This is a genomic window from Candidatus Microthrix parvicella Bio17-1, assembly GCF_000299415.1.
Classification (GTDB): domain Bacteria; phylum Actinomycetota; class Acidimicrobiia; order Acidimicrobiales; family Microtrichaceae; genus Microthrix; species Microthrix parvicella.
Genome location: NZ_AMPG01000001.1, coordinates 764,318 through 785,435 on the forward strand (window position 1 = coordinate 764,318; position 21,118 = coordinate 785,435).

Here is a 21,118-nt window from a genome sequence, read left to right on the forward strand (position 1 = left end):
CGAATACTTCCGCCGATGCGGCTACCAGGCTTTCGCCAAGCTCGCCGAACGGGTCAGCCGCCGGTTTGGGTGGTGGTCGTCGTCGCGCCGGCCGGCGGTTCGCCCGGCGACGTCGAGCCGGTTGTCGAGGTCGAGTTCGCTGCAAGCTGTTCCTCGGCCACGCCCCGGATCGCCTCCGCAGTCACGTCGGGGGGCAGCAGGCCGCTGGGCCGCTCCCCCAGCTTGTCGAAACGATCCAGCAGCTCCAGCGCCAGCTTCGGGTTTTCGCGGGCGTTGGCGATCCCGGCCGACAGCAGCAGCGCGGTCGGCTCCTCCGGGTCAACCTTCAGCGCCTCGTCCAGGCGCTTCACCGCCTGGTCGTAGAACACACCCTGGCCAAGAGCCGTGAAGACCAGACCCTGGGTGGTGAGCGCCACGACGTTGTCCGGCTCGGCCTCGATCAGGTCGTCGAAGCACTTCAGCCCGTCGGTCAGGCCGAGCGCCCCTTCGGCGTCGGGGAGCGGTTGGCCTGCGGTCGTTGTGGTCGCAGCGGCCGACGCCGCATCGGACACTGTGCGCCAGCACTCCCGCACGTCGGCGGGCAGGTTGGCCTCGGCCACCGCCGACTCGAGGCCCTGCTGGCGCAGGATCGTCACCATGCCCGGCGGCGGATCGGAGGCCCAGAACGCATCGATCTCGGCCTGTGCCGCCTTGGCGTCACCCGCGCGCAGGTCGACCGAGGCCCGAAACACGCGCACGTCCGGGTAGCTGGGATCGGCCTTGACCACGCGGTCGAACCGCTTCCTGGCCTCATCGGTCCGACCGGCCCGGGCCAGCGCCCAACCGCTGTAGGTGAGCGCCTCGTTGTCGTCGGGTCGTTCGTCGAGCAGCGCCTCGTAGCAGGCGATTTCGGCGTCGGGATCGCCCCGCTCGGTGCGACACGCATCGAGACGTTCGTTGAATCCGGTGACGCCGGAGATGGCCCCGCCCGGGGCCCGGGTACCCGCAGATTGAGCGACCAATACGCCGCCGATGACCGCGATCACCAACAGCGTGCCGAGCACGGCCAGGTTGCCCTTCCGGCGCCAAAGCGGCGTCGAGGAACGGCCGTTCGATTCGCCGTCGGACCCGTCGGAGCCATCGGAGCCATCGGAGCCATCGGAGCCATCGGAGCCATCGGAGCCATCGGAGCCATCGGACGAGCGTCGGGCTCCTTGGGCGCCAGGGGCCCGGCGACTTCGTTGGGCGGTGGGAGCAGGCTTTGGGTCCAGCCGCCGCAGCACCGACGCCAACCGAAGCGTCAGGTCGTCGCGTACCCCGTCGGCCTCTTCAGCATCGAGGTCGCCGGCCGCGGCGTCCTCCTCCAGGCGGGCCAGTGCGCCCAGCAGTTCGTCACGTTCGGCTTCCGACGCAAGCCGCTGCGCGGGATCCAGGTGGGGGTCCTCCGCTCGGCCGCCTGCTCGGTCGCCCTCGATGGGCTCAGCCATGATCGGCGCGTTCGTGGTGGTCGTCCCCGGTGCGCAGCCACTCGTCGAGGGCCGTCTCAACCAGGCGTCGGTCCTCGGCGCTTGGACGGGCGCCGCGTTCGTTACGTTGACGCAGGCTGACGCCGGCCCCGGCCACCGCGGCGCCGAACACCACCACCGGCAGCACCCACACCAAGGCGCTCAGGCCCGATGAGGACGGGTTGAGGAGCACGTCGTCGTAACGCGACGAGAAGTAGCCGAAGATCTCGTCATCGGTCGCACCGGCGGCCACCCGCTTGCGGATGTCCTCCCGGGCCTCGACGGCGAAATCGGTCTGGGAGCCTGCCACCGACTCGCCCGAGCACTGCACACACCTGATCTGGGCGGCCAGCGCCATCACCCGGTCCTCGCCGTCGGCACTGCGACGTCCCAGGGCCCCGATAACGAGCGCCACCAACACGACGACGCCCAACAGTCCCCAGGCCAGCCGCCGCGTCGACAACGGAGCACGACGCTCAGCTCCCATCGCCACCCCGGCCCTCCTGAGCGGAGCCGCCCACCTCGGAGATCACCCGATCGAGATCGTCGGCGCGCACCCCACCCGCAACCTTGGCGGCGATCACGCCGTTGGGCGCCACCAGGTAACTCTCGGGCAGTTTCACGACGCCGAAGTCCAGCGCAATCGGGGCGGTGTCACCCACCGCCACCGGCCAGTCGCCCCCGTTCTTCTCAAAGAACGCCTTCAGGTCCTCGGGCTGGTCCTGAAATGCCACCGAGATCACCGAGGCATCGCCGGAGGCGGCGTGCTGCTCGGCGAACCGCACCAACTCGGGGTGCTCCTGCTGACACGGCACGCACCAGGTGGCGAAGAAGTTCACCAATACCCACTGACCCCGATAGTCGCGCAGATCGACGCTGCCGCCGGAGAGCGTCGTGGTGGCCAAGGGCGGGGCGGGCTTACCCACCAGCGGCGAGGAGGCCGGGTCCTTCGGATCATCGCTGTCCTTGGTGGCCACGACGAGCACGCCAAAGAGCAGCACCATGACCCCCGCAACCACGAGGGCGGTCCGACGCACGTTGGAGCGCGGCCCCTCATCGGGCACGGGCCTCGTGACCTCGGGGGCCTCGGCCCGCGATGGGGCCGGACGTTCCACGTCAGGACCGGCTGTGTCGGTCACGACGTCGACGCCCCCGTCAACTCGCCGTTCGACTGCCCATCCACACCGGCGACATCGGGTGCGGCACCATCGTCGGTGGGGTCGGGGGTCGGGCGGGTTGCGGCGGGCGACGGGTCGGCGGCGAGCCCGCCGCGACGGCGACGACCCGCCTCCGGGACAGCGGCCATGGCCGTGCCCAGAACCATCACCAGGCCACCAACCCACAGCCACGAGATGCCGGGTTGGATGATGGCCCGCAACGTGATGCGTGGCTCCGACTCAGTGGGAGGCGCCGATACCGCAAGGTAGATGTCCCGAGCCGGACCGGTCTTCACCGAGGGCGTGCCGATCACCTGGCCGGTCGAGGCATACCGGGTGACCGTCGGCTCGTACACCTGGTCGTCGATGCGCACCGCCATGACGTACTCCATGCCCTGGGGCAGGTCGCGCTGGGTCACGCCCTCGTATGTCAGCGTGTGACCCGACAGCTTCACGGTGTCACCCTTCGACATCGTGAACTGCCCATTGCTGGAGTAGGCGGCACTCACGGTGAACGCAAGCGCCACGATCACGAGGCCCAGGTGCACCACCATGCCCCCCGATGCCCGACCGAAAAGACCCCGCACGCCGTGACGTCGCACCGCAAGGATCAGGTGACGGATGGCGGTACCGCCGGCGAACCCGGCCAGGCCGATCGCCACCAGGGGTTGCACCCCGCGGGCGCCCAGCAGCAGCGCCAACACCAGCGCCGCAGCGCCGCACCAGGCGGGCCACAACAGGCGCTTTGACAGCAGCTCCGGGTTGGCGCTCCGCCACGGCAGGACCGGCGCGATCGCCATCAACCCCAGCAGCCCCAGGCCGATGGGGCCCGACATGCGCTCGAAGTAGGGCTCGCCGATGGACAGGGTGCCACGGTTGAGCGCCTCGACCACCAGGGGGAACGTGGTGCCCAACAGCATCACGAAGGTGAACGCGGCAAACAAGATGTTGTTCGCCAGCAGCGCCCCCTCCTTGGACATGGCCCGGTCGATGCGGCCCTCGCCACGCAGCAGATCGCCACGCCAGGCGATCAGACCGATCGAGAGCGCGACCACCAGGCCGAAGCCGCCCAACAGCACCGGGCCGACCGTGCCGTTGGAGAAGGCGTGCACCGAGTTGACCACGCCCGATCGGGTGAGGAACGTGCCGAAGATGGTGAGCGCAAACGTGGAACACAGGAGCGCCAGGTTCCACACCCGCAGCATGCCCCGCCGTTCCTGCACCAGCACCGAGTGCAGGAAGGCCGTGGCGGTCAGCCATGGCATGAACGAGGCGATCTCCACCGGATCCCAGCCCCAATAGCCGCCCCAGCCAAGCACCTCGTAGCTCCACCAGGCCCCCAACACGATGCCGCCGGTGAGGGCGCCCCACGCCAGCAGGGTCCAACGACGGGTCTCGATCAGCCAGCCCTCCCCCAGGCGGCCGGTGACCAACGCACCGACTGCAAACGCAAACGGCACGGAAAACCCGACGTAGCCCAAGTAGAGCAGCGGCGGGTGAAAGGCCACCAGGATGTGGTTCTGCAGCAGCGGGTTGGGGCCGGGGCCGTCGAAGCCGGGCGGCACCTGGGTGGCCACGAACGGGTTCGCAGGGCCCATCAACAGCAGGAAGAAGAAGGTGGCGATGCCGAACATCGTGACCAGGGCCCAGCCCACCAGGTGGTCGTCGACGCGCTTGCGGAATCGCCAGGCCACCGAGGCCAGGTACCCCGACAGCAGGATCACCCACAGCAGGATCGATCCCTCAAGGGCCGACCACATCGTGGCCACGTTGAACAACGGTGGGGTCTTCGAGGACCCGTGCTCGGCCACGTACTTCACGGTGAAGTCGCGGGTGATCAGCGCACGTTCCATGGCAATGACCGCCGTGACCGCGCCGGCGAACACCGCCCAGGCGTAGGTGCGCGACGATTGCACCATGGCCGGGCGGTTCCGGATCATGCCGATGGCGGTGCCGAGGGCACCCATGACGGCAGCCACCAGGCCGATGGTGATGCCCAAACGACCGAGCCCGACGTTGCTCACCGGCGGGCGGCCACGCGCGTCATCGGCCCTGGTTCTTTGCGGCGTCGATACGGTCGGGGTTGTCCTCGTCGTAGCTCTCGTCGTGCTTGATCACCAGGCGTTCGCTCTCAAAAACGTCGCCCTTCCACTGTCCCTCGGCCACCACGGGGATATCGGTGTTCTCAAACAGTGCAGGCTCGCTGCCCGAGTGTTCCACGGTGGCCGTGGCGCCGTTGTAGGTGAGGTCGAAGGTGACCCCGTTGGGGGTCTTGGTCACGCTGTCCGGGACCACCGATCCCTGCATACGAAACGCCTGGTCGCCCAGTTCGCTGCGCTGGGCCACCGCCTCGTCCACGTTGCGGAAAAACACGGTGGCGTCCGACAGGCCCATCACCACGGCCACCACCAGCGCAGCCAGCACCGCGACGCCCACCAGCATCCAGGCACGGCGACTTGAACGGCTGCGAGGCGCAACGGCGTCAGCGGGGCCGGTGCGGGGCGAAAGGTCGAGCGGTGATTCAGCCATGGGTGCCTCCATCTTGGCCATCGCCGATCAGGAAGCGGCGTCGCTCACCCGGCACCTGCCGACTGAGGCGGCGGCCGCGCCGCACCAGCACGAAGGCATACACCGCGAAGGTGCCAAAGGTCACCACCCAGGCGACCCAGATCAGCGGCCAGGGGTCGTCAGCGGTGATCTGAGGAGTGGCCAGAACGGCTCTGAGTTGTTGCACCGCCACCATCGCGCTCACGCGTCCATCCCCTTGGTTGCGACCGGCTCGACGGCCGTGCCGTCTGAAGCACCGGCGGCCTCAGCCCGTCGGGCATCGATGGCCTCGGACAGGCCACCCTCCTCCACCTGCAACTCCAGCCAGCCCACCCGGAATCGGTGGATCAGGAGCCAGGCGGCCAGGGCCGTGCCCACGGTGAGCCCAAGAAACAAGGTGAAGAGCTGGAGCCCACCCATCGCCGGGTCGAGCTCGCCAAACAGGGTGCTTCCCTGATGGTAGGAACGCCACCAGTCGACCGACTTGTGCACCAGGGGTATCAACAGCGCCGAGCCGAGGCCCAGCACCGCCGCACGGGTGGCGCGGGTGGTCGGGTCGAGGATCGAACCCCGCAAGGCCACGTAGCCCAGATAGGCCAGGAACATCACCAGCGTCGAGGTGAGGCGTGCATCCCAGTCCCAGTAGACGCCCCAGGTGATCCGACCCCAGAATGCGCCCGTGAGCAGCGTCAGGCCCAGAAACACCAGGCCGACCTCGGCGGCGGCGGCGGCCAGTTGATCCCAGAATCGAGACTTGCGCCACAGCCACATGGCCGAGCCGACGGCGTTGACGACAAACAACAGATACGCCGCCGAGACGGTGGGCACGTGCACGTAGATGGGCCGCATGCGCTCACCCAGTTGCACGTCCGGCTTGGTAATCGCCAGGCCAAGCACCGCCAACAGCACGCCGCCCAGCACCACGATGGTGCCCAGCACCAACGTGGCCTTTGAGCCGGTTCCGGTGGGCCAGCCACCGGTTGGGGCTTGGGCAGCATCGGCCCGAGTATCCGTCGGCGGGCCTGCGACGCTTGAATGTCCAGGCTGGGTCGTGGTCATGATTCCTCCATCAGCGACCGGTAGGCCAGTGCGCCGAGTAACACATAGCTGAGCGCAAACACCCCGAGCAGCGCCACCCAGGGCCATCCCCCGGTGCCGTCCGAGCCGCCCAGCGCCACGTCGGTGGCACGGGTGGCACCGATGAGCACCGGGGCCAGCACTGGCAGCATCAACAGGGGGATGAGGCTTTCTCGTCCCCCGGTGGAGGAGGCCAGCGCAGCCAGCAGCGTACCGACCGCGGCCATGCCTGCCGTGGCGGCCACCATGGTGGCCAGCCCCAGGGCCGGGCCCGAGAGGGGCGTGCGGTACAACACCGCCATCGTGGCCGCCAGGGTCACCTCCAGAACCAGTAGTTGGGCGGCCACCGCCGCCGCCTTGCCCAGGAACACCGCCGACGGAGCCATGCCCGACAGGCGCAGCGCGTCGCCAACCCCCGCCTCGGTCTCCAGCCCGGACGAGCGGGTCACCATCAACACGGCGGCAAAGGTGACCGTGACCCAGAACAATCCCGGGGACACCTCGACCAGCAGCCGACTCTCCGCGTCGAGGGCAAAAGCCATCACCACCAACACCAACACCCCGAAGGGCAGCACCTGCGTCAACCCCACGCGGGCCTTGAATTCCAAACGGAGGTCTTTGGCGGCCATCAGCAACGCATCGCCGATCATTCGCCTCATGCCGTCAGCCATCGGACACCCCCGGCCCGGTCGGGTCGGTGGCCGCCGGCGCCGAAGGGTCGTTCGCCACGAGACTGATGGGGTCGGGGCTGATCATGTCGGGGCTGATCGTGTCGTTGGTGATGACGCCGCCCGCCACGGTGACCATGCGTCGTGCCACCGAGCGGGCCCGATCCAACTCGTGGCTGGACATGATCACCGTCGCACCCGCCGCGGCGGCGTCTCCGATCAGTTGGTCGGTCAGGTCCCGTCCCGCCCGGTCCAACCCGGCATGGGGCTCGTCCAGCAGCCACAGCTCGGGCCGCCTCAGCACCAGGACGGCCAGGGCGGCACGCTTTCGCTGGCCCTCCGACAGTCGGGCAACGGCCAGGTCCTTCAATCTCCCGTCCAGGCCGAGGCGAACGGTCACCTCGGTGAGTTCGGAGTCGGCTCGTCCGTCGGCCCGTCCCAGGTCGATGCCGGCGGCCCGGGTCCAGAACCGAAGGTTCTCCGCAATCGTCAGGTCCGGGTAGAGCCCCGAGCCATGGCCCAGGTAGCCAACCCGTCGCCTGACGGTGGTGGGATCGACCACCAGGTCGCTGCCCAACACCACGGCTGTGCCCTCGACCACGGGAACCAAGCCGGCGCACACCCGCAGCAGCGTGGTCTTGCCGGCGCCGTTGGGGCCCTGCAACAGCACCACTTCGCCCGCATCGACGGTGAGATCCACGCCCGCCAACGCCGGAAAGCGCCCCAGGAGGGCAACCGCCGACGAGAGCTGGACGACGGGGGCCATGGGCTGACCACCCTAGTGCCGACACGTTGCGGGCCGTCCCCTCTAGAGTTCCACGCGATGTTTGCGCGGCTGCTGTCCGGTTTGGGTAAGACGATGATCGCCCTGGGCGTGATCACCTTTCTCTTCGTGGCGTTCCAGCTGTGGGGGACCGAGCTGGAAGAGTCCCGAGCCCAGAACGACCTCACCGCCGACCTGGTGGACAGCCTGCCCGCCGATACCCCCAAGGTTTCCGACGATGCCGAGGAACTCGACAAGGTGGCAGCGTCGCTGGGCGCGATCGACCCGGCCGACGTCAAGAAGCTGCCGAAACCCGCTGAGGGCGACAGCCTGGGCATCATCCAGTTCAAGCCCGACCTCAACAAGGCGGGCATCGACATGCGCAAGGTCTTCGTCGAGGGCACCAACAAGGACGACCTCAAGAAGGGCCCCGGCCACTACCTGGGCTCGCCCTTCCCCGGGCAAAAGGGCAATGCCGCCATCGCCGGTCACCGGGTGACCTACGGCGCCCCGTTTCACCGCATCGACGAGTTGGTGCCCGGCGACCTCATCAGCGTGTACACCCGTCAGGGCCAGTTCACCTACCGGGTTTTGCCACCGCCCGCCGACGCCAAGGGCCGGAAGGGCCCCGCCTACTGGATCGTCGATCCTTCGGACGTGTCGGTACTGGAGGACTTCGACGACAACCGGCTGACCCTGACCGCGTGCCACCCGAAGTACTCCGCCGCCGAACGCATCATCGTGGCGGCCGAGTTGACCGGTAACCCTGCCGCCACGACGAGGGGCAACAAGGCCGACACCACCACCGAAGTGGCGGGCGAGGAGCTGGAGGTGGCCGCCGGGCCGGACGAGGCATTCGATGATCTGGGCTGGCACTCGGAGCATCTGCCCAATGCGTTGGCCTGGTCGGCGGCAACATTCGGTGTGTGGCTGGTTGCCTTCGGCGTGGGTCAGTTCCTCGGACCCAAGCGTTGGATCGCCTATTTGGTGGCGCTGCCCGTCTTCACCTACTGCCTGTGGTTCGCCTTTACCTGGATCAATCGCTGGATTCCCAGCCTCTGAGTTGTCGAACCTTCCGTTGGATCACCCGGTGACACACCAGCCTGGTTCACGGCGTCGCAGGGCGGCCTTCGCCTCGTTGGTCACCGTGGTGGCGGCGGCGGTCGTGATCGTTGGGTGCGGCGGCAACGACGCCCCGGTGCCGCCGACCACCGCGCCGACCTCCACGACCGAGGCCTCCCGCACCGACCGCGACCTGTCTCAACCGGCCGACAACGCCGTGCCAGACGGGGTCGAGAACCTTCGGGTGGGCGACTGCTACGACCCGGCGCCCGATCCCAGCCAGCGCAACGTGATGGTGCTGATCGTCCCCTGCGACCAGCCCCACCAGTATGAGGTGTACGAGGTGGCCGCCTTTACGGAGGGCACCGATGCCGATTTCCCCGGCGACGACGCGGTTCGAAACTACGCGGAGGAGTACTGCTTCCAAGGTTTCGAAGGCTTCGTTGGGCAGGTTTGGAGGGACAGCGAGCTGGACATCGAGACCTGGTTTCCTACGAGGGTCTCGTGGACCAAGGGCGCCGACCGAAAGCTGAGCTGTGTGCTCTACCACCGCAAGAAGGCCGACCTCACCGGTTCGATGCAGGGCTCGGGGTACTGACGCCGGCCGAATCCGACCGGTGACGGCGTGTGCCGAACACCGCCGCGCCGCAGCGGGTCAGCGGCCGCGGAATGTGGGCGAGCGCCTTTCGGCGAATGCGGCGCGACCTTCGGCCAGGTCATCTGACGCCCAGGCCCGCAGGAATGCCTCGCGATAGCGCGGATCGTCGGCCACCGGCTCCTCCAGCAGATCAAGCCCCAGCTTCGCTCCGGCCTGGGAGAGCGGCGCCAGCTTGGCGATGTCCTCGGCCCACTCCAGCGCCGTGTTCACTCCCCCTCGACGCTGCACCAGGCCCAGCCGCCAGGCGTCGTCGAAGTTCAACACATCACCGGCGAGCACCATCGAGCGGGCCATGCCCCATCCAACCGCCAGGGCCAGTCGTTGCAGGGTTCGATGATCGGTCAACAGGCCCAAGCGGGCCACCGGCACGGCAAATCGGACATCCTCGGCGGCCACCCGCAGGTCGACCGACAGGGCCAGTTGCACACCCAACCCCATGCAGGACCCCTCGATGGCGGCAATCGTTGGAAAGGCGAGACCGGCGAGTGCATCCAGCATGGCCCGCAGCCCGATCGTGTAGTCGGGATCCTCGGTGGTGGTGATATCGGCACCGGCGCAGAAGTGGCCATCGGCTCCGGTGAGCACCAGGACCCGGGGGGCCCCCGACGCCGCGTCGGAGATCGCCTGGTGCAGCGCAGCAACGGTGGCACCGTCCAAGGCGTTGCGCCGCCGAGGCCGATTGATGGTGATCACCGCAACGTCGACGAGACGCTCGCTGAGCACGGTTGGGGCATCGGTGGGCTCGACCGGGCTGATCATGATCCGCTCCAATTCGGTTGACGCTTTTCAAGGAACGCCGTGGTGCCCTCGGCGGCGTCGTCCAACGATGATCCCAGGCTCAGCATGGCCTGCAGGTGAGACAGTGCGTCGGCGGCCGTCGCGTCGACCGCCCGGTAGAACGAGTCGCGACCCAAGGCCATCACCCCGCTCGGCGCCCGTGACAGGCCGGCCGCCAACTCGTCGGTCGTCGCCTCCAACTCCTCGACCGGCACCGTGCGGGCCAAGAAGCCAAACCGGTCGGCCTCGGCGGCGTCGATACGACGGCCGGTCATCATCAACTCCAGGGCCCGCTTCGGCGGCATCGACCGGAGCAGCGGCACCGTGATGACATAGGGCCACAGACCCACATTGATCTCGGGCGTGCCGAACACGGCGTCGTCGGCCGCCACCACCAGGTCGCACGCCAAGGCCAGGCCCATGCCCCCGGCAAGGCAGTATCCCCGCACCGACGCCACCGTCGGCGTTCCGGCGGCCCACATGGCCTCAAACAGCGCCGGAAGTTGGCCCCGCGCCTCATGCATGGCCAGGGCCGAGCCCCCCGTCATGCCCGACAGGTCCGCGCCGGCGCTGAAGGCCCGGTCACCGGCCCCGGTCAGCACCACTGCTCCCACCCGATCATCACCTCGCACCTCGACGAAGATCCGACGCAGCCCATCGATCATCGCCCAGGTCAGGGAGTTGCGCTGATCGGGACGGTTCAACGTGACCCGCAGCACCCGGCCCGACAACGCCACGGCCAGGCCGTCCACCCCTTCGCCCGGCAGGGCCCTGATCGGCGCCGCCGGCACGTCACCGTCGGGCGGCCGGCCACCGGAGGTTGCCGCTTGAGGCGGGGACGCGGGGACGGTGCTCGACGAGTGGGGCGATTCGGTCACGGTTGCCACGGTACCGCCATGGCGCCGCCCTGTGCCGGGGTCCACTAGCGTCGTTCACATGAGCGCGCTCCTGGCACTAATTCCCGTGCTGGTCGCCATTGCCATCGGTATCGGCATCGGATTGCTGGGTGGCGGCAACCTCGGCAACCTCCTCCAGTGGCGTCCTGCCGCGTGGGAGGTGGCAGCCGGCGCGATCGCAGTGCAGGTGCTGGCCGACGCCTTCAGTTGGTCCGGGGTGGTGCCCTTCATCCTCGGGCTCGCCTCGGTGGCCGCGCTGGTCTACGTCGCCTGGATGAACCGTCGCGTCGGCGGCATGGTGGTGGTTGCGATCGGCCTGGCGATGAACCTCGTGCCGATGTTGATCAACGGCGGCACCCCGGTGTCCGCCGAGGCGCTGGTGTCCTCCGGTGCCGTCGAACAGGCCCAGGTGGCGTCGGTGCAGCTCACAGGTCCCCGCCATCTGGCCGACGCCGACGACCTGTTACGCCCGCTTGGAGCGGTGGTGCCACTGCCGATCGGGTTGGTCATCTCCTTCGGCGACCTGGTGGCGCTGCTCGGGGTGACCCTGGTGACCCAGGCGGTCCTGCGCCGCAGACAGGTGCGTGCCGGCGGTCCCGCCCCACCTGCCCGCAACCCGCGGGTCACGCTGGCCACCTACCAGGAAGCTCTGGAGACCTTGGGGCAGGGCCCCGCCGACAACCGGAACGGCGTCGAGGTCGAGCACGTCACACTGGGCAGTTCGGGCAACGTCCGCCCAGTTCCGATGCGCAACGCCGACGCGTCCGCTCCCCTCGACGTGTTGGGTCCCCGCCTGGAGGGCTTCGACGACGAGCACTCGGTGGGCGACCTGAACGATGCCGGCGTCACCGTTTCACCGGTGTCGCGCAGCGATCGGGGCGAGGGTGTGATCCGCCCCGACGCCTACGCCGACGACCACCGCCCCCGACGCCGCGTGGTGCCGCCCCACGGTGACATCCGACCCGCCCCGTCCGGACTCGACCCGGACACCGGGGAGTCGTCCGTGGTCGCCCTGACCTCACTGCCGCCCCGCACGACGCCCGATGAATCCGGCCGCCCAACGGACTCCGGCGGCCCGGCCGACCTGCCGCCCGGCTGGTCTCGGGCGGCCAACCAGACGCGAGATCAGCAACGGTCCCACGCGGCCGCCCCCTACGTTGCGTCACCCACGCCACGGGTCGAACCAACCAACCAACCGATCGGTGACGACAACGCCGCCGCCGAGCCGAGCGATGCCACCGCCGCGGTGCCCGTCACCGGTCCAGCCGGACAGCACTCCGCCCGGTCATACGACCCAGCCCACAACCGGCACAACCGGCACAACCGGCACAACCGGCACAACCGGCACAACCGGCACAACCGGCACAACCGGCACAACCGGCACAACCGGCACAGGCAGGACCGCCGGCACCGCCACCGCCGGATCCACCCAGGCCAGAGGCCGGCACCCGGCCCGGAGGAGTCCGACGGCGCGGGGCACCCCCACCCACCTTCGAAACGCCGCCCCCTCCGCCACCGGACGCTCAAGGGGTCCAGCCGGTCGAGCACGCAAACGTCGGCACCCCCGACCAGAACGAGCAGGTCGACTTCGACGAGCATGCCGACCTCGACGTCAGCGACTTCATCATCGACGACGTCGGCATCGATGAGGGATCATTGACGGCCGAGCACGAGGCGTTCAGCCAAACTCAGTCGACCCCGGCGGTCGCTCCCGAGGAGCCGACTCCCGGTCGCTGGCGGGTGCCGGCATCTGCCCGTGGCCGTCGCCCCCGACGCGACCTCGACCCACCCGACGGCACTCCCGGCACGGGCGCAGAGATGCCCGGGGCCTCGGACTGAGCGACCGGCAACCGGATGACCGACCTCCTCCTTCAGCGCGGGCTGCGGCTCAACTTTGACGACGGGCCCCTGATCATGGGGGTTGTCAACGCCAATACCGACTCCTTCTCCGATCCCCGCTCGGACAGCTCCCCGCAGTTGGTGATCGATCACGCTGCGTCCTTGGTGTCAGGTGGCGCCGACCTGCTGGACGTCGGCGGGCAGACCGCCTCACCGGCGGTACCCGAGATCGGTGTCGACGAGGAACTGGAGCGGGTGATACCGGTCATCGAGGCACTGGCCGAAGCGCTCCCCCACGTGCCGCTGTCGGTCGATTCCTATCGGGTGGAGGTTGCCGAGGCCGCGTTGAGGGCAGGCGCCTCGGTCCTCAACAACATCATCGGGGCACAACATGTGGCCTTCGCCACTCTGGCGGTCCGGTACGGCGCCGCACACGTGATCACTCACAATCCAGGTGCGCCCAAGACCAAGCTGCTGGAAAACGAACGTTACGACGACGTCGTCACCGATGTGGGCGACTACTTCCGACTCCAACTCGCCGAGCTGAGCCAGGTAGCGGGAGCGGTGGACGCCACCATCGTCGATCCGGGTGTCGACCTGGCCAAGACCCCCGCACAGAGCCTCGAGTTGCTGCGGCGGGCCGAGGAGTTTGACGAGCTGGGCGTACCCGTGCTGATGGCCATCTCCCGCAAGGACGTCATCGGCGTGATGACCCAATCGCCACCCGACGAGCGTCTGGCCGGCACGTTGGCGGCACTCGGCCACCTCCGTCGAGGTGGTCGGCGAATCTTCCGGCTGCATGACGTGGCCGAGGCGCGGCGTTACCTCATGGTTACGAGGCACCTCGACGGGTTCGAGTCGTTGGCCCCCGACGCACGGCTGGCCGCCGAGCTGAGACGACGACGGGCCTGACGCCTCCCCGCCGTCCGTCCCACGGACGCGTCAGGCGTTCCGCTCCTCACGGTTGGCGGCGCTGACCCCGTAACCGACGATGACCGCCGGCACCAGGAACACGGCCGACAGCACCATGCACGTGGTCACCACCACCGCCATCCACTCCTCGAATCGGGTGATCGCGCCGAAGGCGAACACCACGATGGCGATTCCAATCACCGAGTAGCCCAGCCGCTTACCCAGGTTGGCCAGCTCGGAGGCCCTGGCGCGCTTGGCCAGAACCGGGTCGATGGGGGTGTTGGGGTCGGTCATGTTCGCTCCTTCGTGTTCGCGATGGTCTGTGGCCCAATCCGGCCGCGCCGCGAACGGACGGCGTCCGCGGGCGTGGGGCCTCTCCAACGTTGCTTCAACGATCCCAGCCCTGCGGTCGACGACACGGGCAGATGCCGCCGCTCGGCCCAGGCCTGCGGCCCGCACACGTCGCCGGAGGCACTCAAGGAAATCGGGTTGGCCCCACCGGCGACGGCCAGCGCCTCCATCTCGTCGATGCGTTCCAGCAACGGGGGTGCGGCGTCGGCCAACAGCGCGCCGACCCGGCTCCACATGTTGCGACGCCCGGCCCACAGCAGGGGCGACAGCACGGCGGGCACGTCCGGGATCCGGAAGCGCTCCTCGCCGGGATCGAAATCGTAGGGGTGGCAGTACACGAAGGCGAGTCCCTGCTCGGCCCACTGATCGAACCCCTCCCGCACCATCCACCATGGCGTGGCGCGAAGAAAGGTGCCGCCGCCGAAGTAGTAGACGAAGCCCGCCACACGGGCGAACTGGCCCGAGGTCTCCAACAACCCGGAGGGCCATCTGAACGGGTGTGGTGGCACGCCCGGGTACCACCACAGCGGGTTGCGCTGCGACGAGACCCCGGAGGAGTACCGGTACCCCTCCTCGGCCAGCAGCTCGGTCGCCCACACCGACTCCTTCACCAGCGAGTAGGTGGGTGCACGAAAACCCGCCACCTCGGTACCGCTCAGATCCTCCAGCACGCCCTTGGCCCGACGCGCGTCATCGCGGAACCGTGCGGGTGTCAACTCCGGCAGGGGCGTGTGGGTCCAGCCGTGGACACCAACCTCGTGGCCTGCCGCCCCCACCGCAGCGACGAGGTCCGGGTGGCGGCTGCCCAGCTCGCCCACGAAGTACCAGCTGCCCCGAACACCAAGGGAGTCCAGCCAGCCCAAGACCTCCCAGGCCAGTTGCTCGTAGCGCAACTCGCCGGACGGGTCGGCCCAGTGGTCTTCAAAGTCGAGGGTGAAGGTGATGCCGCCGGCCACGCGGGCATGGTAGCCGGCAACGCCGCGTCAACCGCCGCCGGGTCGTGGTTGCGAGCGGGTTACCCGCAGGCTCCGACCGCGCTCCTACACTCCTGGCATGCGTCTTCCCGCCGCCAAACGTCGCCTCCAGCTTCTGGCTGTGGCACTGGACGTGTTTGCCGAACGGGGCTTCTATTCCACGTCGATGAACGACGTGGCCGACGCCGCCGGTGTCACCAAGCCGGTGCTGTATCAGCACTTCGGATCCAAGCGGGAGCTGTTCGTCGAGCTGCTGGGCGAGATCGGTGCCGGTCTCTCGGAGGTCATCGGCAAGGCCACCGTCGACGCACCCTCCCCCCGCCAACAACTCGAGGCGGGGTTTGACGCCTACTTCGGTTGGGTCAACGACAACCGCGGCGCGTTCAACCTGTTGTTCTCGGCGGGCACCCAACGCGACCCCGATTTTCTGGCCGCGGCACACCAGGTGGAGGACGCCATCGCCGACGTCGTTGCCAACAACATCGTGATCAGCGGCCTCACGCGGGAGCGTCGGGGCTTGTTGGCCCACGGCATCGTCGGCATGGCGGAGGCCACGTGTCGGCGTTGGATGGCCGACCCGGGCACCATCGACCACGCCGAACTGGCTGCGCAGTTGGGTGAGCTGGCCTGGTTCGGCCTGAGAGGCATCCGCACGGCCTGAGCCGGCTCGGGCTCAGCCAGGTAGGTTGCTGGGTCATGGCTGAAGACTGGTTCGAAGTGGTGGTTGAGATCCCCAGGGGATCCCGCAACAAGTACGAAATCGATCACGACACCGGCGACGTCTGGCTGGACCGCCACCTGTTTCAGGCCACCGTCTACCCGATGGAGTACGGCTTCTTTCCCGAGACGCTGGCCGACGATGACGATCCGCTCGATGCGCTGGTGCTGCTCGGCGAGCCGACCTACCCGGGCGTTCACCTGCGGGTGCGGGTGGTGGGCATGCTGATGATGCACGACGAGAAGGGCAGGGACGAGAAGATCCTGTGCGTACTGCACGGCGACCATCGCCAGGAGCAGTACCGGGACATCGACGACCTCCCGGAGCACCTGTTGGCCGAGATCAGCCACTTCTTCGAGGTCTACAAGGACCTGGAGCCGGGCAAGTACGTGAAGGTGGGGGGTTGGCACACCCGCGAGGAAGCCCTCAAGGTCGTCGCCGCCGCCAAGGCCAACTACCCGACCTGAAAGGCGCGTGGTGGCGCCGAGAACGCGTTACCAGTACCTGATGTTGTAGCTGCGCAGCCAGCGCCGGCCGTCCTCCAAGAGCACAAACTCCGACACCGACGCGTTGTCGGCACCTTTGAAGGCAAAGTTGGAGGCGCCGGTCAGGTCGGCCAACATCCGGGCGATCACGCCGCCGTGCACCACCAGGGCCACCCGCTGGTCAACCCGCCCCTCAACCGCGACTGCCAGCCCACGGGCCAGCCGTTCGGAGAACGCCTCCTCGGACTCGGCGCCCGGGATGGTGTCCCAGCGCTCGGCCCTCATCGTCTGCTCAAAGATCGGGTCGCCGGTGGCAACCGCCTCCCGCAACAGTCCGCCTTCCAGGTCCCCCAGGTACACCTCTCGAAGGTCGGCCAGCACCACCGGCGTGAGGCCGGTGCGTTGCGCCAACGGCTCGGCGGTCTGCTGGGTGCGCACCATCGTCGAGCAATAGATGGCCTCGAACGGATGCCGGTCGGGCCGACACAGTGCCTCGGCGGTGCGTTCGGCCTGCTCCACCCCGATGGGGTCGAGCGGCGGGTTGCCCTGACCGTCCAACATCGGCTGTCGCCGCCCAGGCACCACGGGGGCGGAGGCCCCATGACGGATCAGCGTCACGGTCACCGAGCCCGGGGGCGGCTCGTAGGGGCGTTGATGCAGCGGGGCGTCGGAGGCCATCGGCTCAGTGTTCCAGCGACCCCGCCGCCGTGTCGAACGCCACACGACCCGGTGAGGTGGGCGCACGGGAAGGCCAGGGGCCTAGACTAGAACGCGTTCTAGTTTTGTCGTCGAACGACACCCGGCGCCATCCACCCGGCGTCGACGTCCCAAAGAGGAGACACCATGGTCACCGGCCCCCTAGGCACCATCAGATCACCGTTCCCCGTACCGTTCGGCTGGTTCGTCGTTGCGTATTCCGCCGACCTCGCCGTCGGCGATGTCGAGCCCCTGGAGTACTTCGGCCGCCACCTGGTGCTGTGGCGCGACAACGACGGTGAGGCCCATGTTCAGGATGCGTTCTGCCCCCACATGGGCGCCCACCTGGGGCACGGCGGCGTGGTCGAGAACTGCGAGATCGTGTGCCCCTTCCACGGCTGGCGCTTCGACAGCGAGGGCAAGAACACCAACATTCCGTATTCGACCCGCGTGAACAAGCGCGAGGTGGTGCAGCCCTACCCCACGGTCGAACGCAACAGCGTGATCATGGCGTGGTATCACCCCACCGATGCGCCCCCCAGCTTCGAGGTGCCCGAACTGGCGGAGTTCGGTGAGGACAGCGACCAATGGACCGACCCAATCCATCGGGAGTACGTCATCGAGGCCCCGTGGCAGGAGATCGCCGAGAACGGCGTGGACGCCGCCCACTTCCGGTACGTGCACAACACCGACATGGTGCCCGAGCTCGAGCGCTACGACACCGACGGCGAGCGCTCGTTCATGCGCAGCGTCCAAAAGTTTCCGACCCCGCGTGGGGTGGTCGACGGGCGCATCGACTCCGACAGTTGGGGCCCCGGGCTCTCGGTCATTCACTTCTCGGGCATCGTCGACACGTTTCTGATGGGGTGCAACACCCCGATCAGCGCCAACAAGTGCGTGCTGCGCTTCACCTTCCGCGTCAAGAAGCTGGGTGACGCCGACACCGAATCCACGGTGGGCAAGGCGTTCGCCGACGAGGTGGGCAACCAGGTGCTGGAGGACATGCCGATCTGGCAGAACAAGGCGCACCTGGTGCGTCCGGCGCTGGCCGACAACGACGGACCGTTCATGAAGTTCCGCAAGTGGGCCAGCCAGTTCTACGCCGAGCCGGTGGACGGCGAGGCCATGGTGTACCCGCCCAACGGCTCGTACCCGGCCGAGAACGATCGGGAGTTGACCGCATCCAAGAAGTTCGGTACCCCCGACCCGGCGTTCAAGCTGTAGGCGTCCCAACTCTGGCCTGAGCGACGATCGCGGCAATACCCGACCAAGTTGGTAGGGTATTGCGGTGCGCTCACTCTTCTCCTTTCCCAACCCGGTCAACGAGGTGGCGGCCCGCAGTGTCGCCACCGGAGTGGTGCTGTTGACCGGGCTCATCCTGGCGGCCACCGCCGCCGGAATCGACGGCGCCCGCTGGCTTGTCGTGCCCTTGGCATTGGGGTTCTGGGCCCGGGTGCTGACCGGCCCGACGCTCAGCCCCCTTGGACAATTGGCCACCCGTGTGGTGGCACCACGGCTTGCCCATGCCGAGCGCCTGGTACCGGGCGCCCCCAAGCGATTCGCCCAGGGCATCGGCACGGCATTGTCCACCGCCGCCGCAGTGGCCTGGCTCGCCTTCGGCCTGACCGGCCCGGGTGTCACGCTGGTGGCGGCGATCATGGTGGCCGCATCACTGGAGGCGGCGTTCGGGCTGTGCCTGGGATGCGTCATGTACGGCTACCTGGCAAAGGCGGGCGTGTTCTCCGCGGCAGACTGCCCGGAATGCGCCGACATCTCCCTGCGCCTTCGAGGCAACGACACCCTGGCCCCACGCACCTGAACCAGCTACAGCAGTGAACGATCACGGAGTGGTCTGGTTCCGCAAGGACCTCAGGCTGATCGACAACCCGGCCTGGGACACCGCGGTGGGGGCATGTCGCCGGGTGACGGCGCTGTTCGTGGTGGACCCCGCGGTGATGGACCTGGCCGGCCCGCACCGGCGCACCCAACTTGCCGCCCACCTTCGGGCGCTGGACGAGGATCTGCAGGCGCTCGGCGGGCGTCTGAGGCTGCGCAGCGGCGACCCTGCCACGGTGGTGCCCCAGGTGATGGAGGAAGCGGGCGCCGATGCGCTGTACGCCAACGCCGACGCCGCACCGGGCAGCCGCAGGCGGGACCAACGGGTGTTTCGCGCCCTGGATTCCCTCGCCGCCCGAACTCATGGTGATCAACCGGTGCCGTTCCACACCTTCTGGGGCACGTTGGTAGTGCCCCCCAGGTCGGTGACGACGGCAAAGGGCGACGTGTCCCAGGTGTTCACCCCGTTCTACAAGCGCTGGCGGGACACCCCCTGGGATCCTTGGGTGGATCACAGGACCGATCCCGACCGTTCGGTTGCCGAGGTCACCCGGCCACCGGCCTCGGCCGCCTGGGGTACCGGCACCACCACCACGCTTGGCGACCTGCCCGGGTCGGGCGACGACCCACATCACTCCGGTGGCTCACGGGCCGCGCTGGGCCGACTCGATGCCGCCGTGCAGCGGGCGGCCCGCTACAGCGACGAGCGGGATCGACCCGATCTGGCCTCAACCTCGGAGCTGTCGGTTGACCTGCACTTCGGCACCCTGTCGCCACGACGGGCCGCAGTCGCACTCCGCGACGTTCCCGGAGGCGCTGCGATCGTTCGACAGTTGGCGTGGCGCGACTGGTACGCCCACCTGCTCTGGGAGCACCCACGGCTCACCCGGCACCCCATGCGGCCCGCCTACGAGGCGTTGCAGTGGCAGAACGACAACGAGGAGTTTGAGGCGTGGTGTGCCGGCACCACCGGCTATCCAATCGTCGACGCCGGCATGCGTCAGTTGGCCGCCACCGGCTGGATGCACAACCGCGTGCGCATGATCGTCGCCTCCTTTCTGGTGAAGGACCTGCTGGTGGACTGGCGTTGGGGGGAAGCCCACTTTCGTCGCCTGCTGGTGGACGGCGACACCACCCAGAACGTCGGCAACTGGCAGTGGGTCGCTGGCACCGGTCCCGACGCCGCGCCGTACTTTCGGATCTTCAACCCGACGACACAGGCCAAAAAGTTCGACCCCGACGGTGACTTCGTGCGCAGTTGGGTACCGGAACTCGTCAACCTCCCGCGCGCCTGGATCCACGAGCCGGGGGCCGCACCCGACCGGGTGCTTGCCGAAGCGGGCGTCGAGTTGGGCACTCACTATCCTCGCCCGATCGTCGACCATGGCGATGCTCGACAGCGCACGCTGGCCGTGTATCAGCACGCCCGTGAACGAGGGTAAGGACCGGTATCGTCGCGACGATGACCGCCGGACCTCAACTCCACACCCTCCATGTCGGTGACGCGGCGTCAGCTTGGAGTCGCGCCGGTTTCGCTGTCGCTGAACCCACGGGCGCTGCGCCCCACTCGGTGCTGCTGGGCGCAGTGCGCGTGCTGCTTCATGGCGACGGCGGGCCGCGCGGCCTGCTGCGATGGGACCTGGTGTCCCATGCCGAGGGTCTGCCAACGCAAGGCACAATCAACGCGGCAGACATTGACGGGCTGCCGACCGCCTGGGTGCCGGACGAGCCGACCGACGAGGTTGCCGAAGTTGCCGAAGATGCCCGGACATCCGTCCCCGGCCATCACAACGGAGTGACCGGGCTGGATCACCTCGTCATCGGCTCACCACACGTGCAGCGAACGACCGCTGCGCTCCTCGGCGCCGGCTTCGAGGCCCGTCGCACCCGGGACACCGACGGCGACGGCGAAGCGATGCGGCAGGTTTTTTTCTGGGCCGGACCCGTGATCGTGGAGCTGGTGGGACCCGCCGACGTCGGCGCCGCGGCGGCCTCCCCCGACGCGCCGGCCGCCTTCTTCGGACTTGCGCTGAACTCCGGCGATCTCGACGACACCGCGGCCCGTCTCGGCGAACTCCTGGGGCCGCCCCGCCCGGCGGTGCAGCCGGGACGGCGCATCGCCACCCTGCGATTCAAGGCGGTCGGCGGCTCGGTCCCCACCGTGGTGATGAGCCCCCACCTCACGTCCAGCGGCTGACATCGCCAGGAGCGTGACAGT

General features: G+C 68.6%; 25 protein-coding genes. 11 read left to right on the forward strand and 14 right to left on the reverse strand.

The window, feature by feature from the left end; genetic code table 11:
* Nucleotides 1-53: 53 nt before the first annotated feature.
* From MPARV_RS20765 to ccmA, 9 genes are read right to left on the reverse strand one after another with little or no spacing between them, the layout of a single operon-like run.
* The gene (locus tag MPARV_RS20765; RefSeq protein ID WP_020377302.1) at nucleotides 54-1,466 is read right to left on the reverse strand and encodes a tetratricopeptide repeat protein; all 1,413 of its coding nucleotides are present in this window, start codon (nucleotides 1,464-1,466) and stop codon (nucleotides 54-56) included.
* The gene (locus MPARV_RS0103730; RefSeq protein WP_162143644.1) at nucleotides 1,459-1,971 is read right to left on the reverse strand and encodes a cytochrome c-type biogenesis protein; all 513 of its coding nucleotides are present in this window, start codon (nucleotides 1,969-1,971) and stop codon (nucleotides 1,459-1,461) included. The genes MPARV_RS20765 and MPARV_RS0103730 overlap by 8 nt, the downstream gene beginning before the upstream one ends.
* Nucleotides 1,961-2,623: a TlpA family protein disulfide reductase gene (locus MPARV_RS0103735; protein WP_012227348.1), complete on the reverse strand. Its 663-nt coding sequence runs from the start codon at nucleotides 2,621-2,623 to the stop codon at nucleotides 1,961-1,963. Before MPARV_RS0103735 ends, MPARV_RS0103730 begins: the two co-directional genes overlap by 11 nt.
* Nucleotides 2,620-4,665, reverse strand: a complete 2,046-nt coding sequence (locus MPARV_RS0103740) for a heme lyase CcmF/NrfE family subunit (RefSeq protein WP_012227347.1) — start codon at nucleotides 4,663-4,665, stop codon at nucleotides 2,620-2,622. Before MPARV_RS0103740 ends, MPARV_RS0103735 begins: the two co-directional genes overlap by 4 nt.
* A 19-nt stretch (nucleotides 4,666-4,684) precedes the next feature.
* Nucleotides 4,685-5,170: a cytochrome c maturation protein CcmE gene (locus tag MPARV_RS0103745; RefSeq protein WP_157789445.1), complete on the reverse strand. Its 486-nt coding sequence runs from the start codon at nucleotides 5,168-5,170 to the stop codon at nucleotides 4,685-4,687.
* A complete protein-coding gene (locus MPARV_RS0103750; RefSeq protein ID WP_012227345.1) occupies nucleotides 5,163-5,393 on the reverse strand; it encodes a hypothetical protein in 231 nt (76 codons plus the stop codon). Before MPARV_RS0103750 ends, MPARV_RS0103745 begins: the two co-directional genes overlap by 8 nt.
* On the reverse strand, nucleotides 5,390-6,247 hold the full coding sequence (gene ccsA / locus MPARV_RS0103755; RefSeq protein WP_012227344.1) for a cytochrome c biogenesis protein CcsA: 858 nt from the start codon (nucleotides 6,245-6,247) through the stop codon (nucleotides 5,390-5,392). The genes MPARV_RS0103750 and ccsA overlap by 4 nt, the downstream gene beginning before the upstream one ends.
* Complete coding sequence (locus tag MPARV_RS0103760; RefSeq protein WP_172636551.1) at nucleotides 6,244-6,924, reverse strand: heme exporter protein CcmB; 681 nt, start codon at nucleotides 6,922-6,924, stop codon at nucleotides 6,244-6,246. The genes ccsA and MPARV_RS0103760 overlap by 4 nt, the downstream gene beginning before the upstream one ends.
* A gap of 4 nt (nucleotides 6,925-6,928) precedes the next feature.
* A complete protein-coding gene (gene ccmA / locus MPARV_RS0103765; protein ID WP_012227342.1) occupies nucleotides 6,929-7,699 on the reverse strand; it encodes a heme ABC exporter ATP-binding protein CcmA in 771 nt (256 codons plus the stop codon).
* A 57-nt stretch (nucleotides 7,700-7,756) separates the two neighbouring features.
* Between ccmA and MPARV_RS0103770 the strand changes: the two genes are divergently transcribed.
* Entirely contained in the window at nucleotides 7,757-8,758 is a 1,002-nt protein-coding gene (locus MPARV_RS0103770; protein WP_020377305.1) for a sortase, read from the forward strand.
* Between the two features lie 28 nt (nucleotides 8,759-8,786).
* Nucleotides 8,787-9,356, forward strand: a complete 570-nt coding sequence (locus tag MPARV_RS22155) for a septum formation family protein (RefSeq protein WP_051011878.1) — start codon at nucleotides 8,787-8,789, stop codon at nucleotides 9,354-9,356.
* A 57-nt stretch (nucleotides 9,357-9,413) separates the two neighbouring features.
* Here MPARV_RS22155 and MPARV_RS0103780 read toward each other — a convergent pair whose 3' ends face one another.
* On the reverse strand, nucleotides 9,414-10,175 hold the full coding sequence (locus MPARV_RS0103780) for an enoyl-CoA hydratase-related protein (RefSeq protein WP_020377307.1): 762 nt from the start codon (nucleotides 10,173-10,175) through the stop codon (nucleotides 9,414-9,416).
* Nucleotides 10,172-11,071, reverse strand: a complete 900-nt coding sequence (locus MPARV_RS0103785; RefSeq protein WP_157789446.1) for an enoyl-CoA hydratase/isomerase family protein — start codon at nucleotides 11,069-11,071, stop codon at nucleotides 10,172-10,174. Before MPARV_RS0103785 ends, MPARV_RS0103780 begins: the two co-directional genes overlap by 4 nt.
* Before the next feature lie 58 nt (nucleotides 11,072-11,129).
* On the opposite strand from MPARV_RS0103785, the gene MPARV_RS24530 reads away from it, so the two are divergent.
* From MPARV_RS24530 to folP, 3 genes are read left to right on the forward strand one after another with little or no spacing between them, the layout of a single operon-like run.
* Entirely contained in the window at nucleotides 11,130-12,749 is a 1,620-nt protein-coding gene (locus MPARV_RS24530) for a DUF5317 family protein (RefSeq protein WP_157789447.1), read from the forward strand.
* Nucleotides 12,746-12,928: a hypothetical protein gene (locus MPARV_RS24535; protein WP_020377310.1), complete on the forward strand. Its 183-nt coding sequence runs from the start codon at nucleotides 12,746-12,748 to the stop codon at nucleotides 12,926-12,928. Before MPARV_RS24530 ends, MPARV_RS24535 begins: the two co-directional genes overlap by 4 nt.
* A gap of 15 nt (nucleotides 12,929-12,943) precedes the next feature.
* Nucleotides 12,944-13,840 carry a dihydropteroate synthase gene (folP, locus tag MPARV_RS0103795; RefSeq protein ID WP_012227332.1) on the forward strand — a complete coding sequence of 299 codons (897 nt, stop codon included), beginning with the start codon at nucleotides 12,944-12,946 and terminating at the stop codon, nucleotides 13,838-13,840.
* A gap of 30 nt (nucleotides 13,841-13,870) precedes the next feature.
* Here the strand turns inward: folP and MPARV_RS0103800 are convergent, their stop codons facing one another.
* The gene (locus tag MPARV_RS0103800; RefSeq protein ID WP_012227330.1) at nucleotides 13,871-14,134 is read right to left on the reverse strand and encodes a hypothetical protein; all 264 of its coding nucleotides are present in this window, start codon (nucleotides 14,132-14,134) and stop codon (nucleotides 13,871-13,873) included.
* Entirely contained in the window at nucleotides 14,131-15,147 is a 1,017-nt protein-coding gene (locus MPARV_RS0103805) for a polysaccharide deacetylase family protein (protein WP_012227328.1), read from the reverse strand. Before MPARV_RS0103805 ends, MPARV_RS0103800 begins: the two co-directional genes overlap by 4 nt.
* A 97-nt stretch (nucleotides 15,148-15,244) precedes the next feature.
* Here MPARV_RS0103805 and MPARV_RS0103810 point away from each other — a divergent pair, with 97 nt between their 5' ends.
* Both MPARV_RS0103810 and MPARV_RS0103815 read left to right on the forward strand, forming a co-directional pair.
* Nucleotides 15,245-15,826 (forward strand): TetR/AcrR family transcriptional regulator, encoded by a 582-nt coding sequence (locus MPARV_RS0103810; RefSeq protein ID WP_012227326.1) that lies wholly within the window; start codon nucleotides 15,245-15,247, stop codon nucleotides 15,824-15,826.
* 35 nt (nucleotides 15,827-15,861) lie between these two features.
* Nucleotides 15,862-16,350, forward strand: a complete 489-nt coding sequence (locus MPARV_RS0103815; RefSeq protein WP_012227324.1) for an inorganic diphosphatase — start codon at nucleotides 15,862-15,864, stop codon at nucleotides 16,348-16,350.
* A 27-nt stretch (nucleotides 16,351-16,377) separates the two neighbouring features.
* On the opposite strand, the gene MPARV_RS0103820 is transcribed toward MPARV_RS0103815, so the two are convergent.
* On the reverse strand, nucleotides 16,378-17,046 hold the full coding sequence (locus MPARV_RS0103820; protein ID WP_012227322.1) for a histidine phosphatase family protein: 669 nt from the start codon (nucleotides 17,044-17,046) through the stop codon (nucleotides 16,378-16,380).
* Between the two features lie 165 nt (nucleotides 17,047-17,211).
* On the opposite strand from MPARV_RS0103820, the gene MPARV_RS0103825 reads away from it, so the two are divergent.
* The 4 genes from MPARV_RS0103825 (at nucleotide 17,212) to MPARV_RS20775 (ending at nucleotide 21,097) form a co-directional block, all read left to right on the forward strand.
* A complete protein-coding gene (locus MPARV_RS0103825) occupies nucleotides 17,212-18,288 on the forward strand; it encodes a Rieske 2Fe-2S domain-containing protein (RefSeq protein WP_020377311.1) in 1,077 nt (358 codons plus the stop codon).
* A 64-nt stretch (nucleotides 18,289-18,352) separates the two neighbouring features.
* Nucleotides 18,353-18,883: a DUF4395 domain-containing protein gene (locus MPARV_RS0103830; RefSeq protein WP_020377312.1), complete on the forward strand. Its 531-nt coding sequence runs from the start codon at nucleotides 18,353-18,355 to the stop codon at nucleotides 18,881-18,883.
* A 13-nt stretch (nucleotides 18,884-18,896) separates the two neighbouring features.
* Complete coding sequence (locus MPARV_RS0103835) at nucleotides 18,897-20,342, forward strand: cryptochrome/photolyase family protein (protein WP_031277191.1); 1,446 nt, start codon at nucleotides 18,897-18,899, stop codon at nucleotides 20,340-20,342.
* A 20-nt stretch (nucleotides 20,343-20,362) separates the two neighbouring features.
* A complete protein-coding gene (locus MPARV_RS20775; RefSeq protein WP_012227312.1) occupies nucleotides 20,363-21,097 on the forward strand; it encodes a VOC family protein in 735 nt (244 codons plus the stop codon).
* The last annotated feature ends 21 nt before the right edge of the window (nucleotides 21,098-21,118 follow it).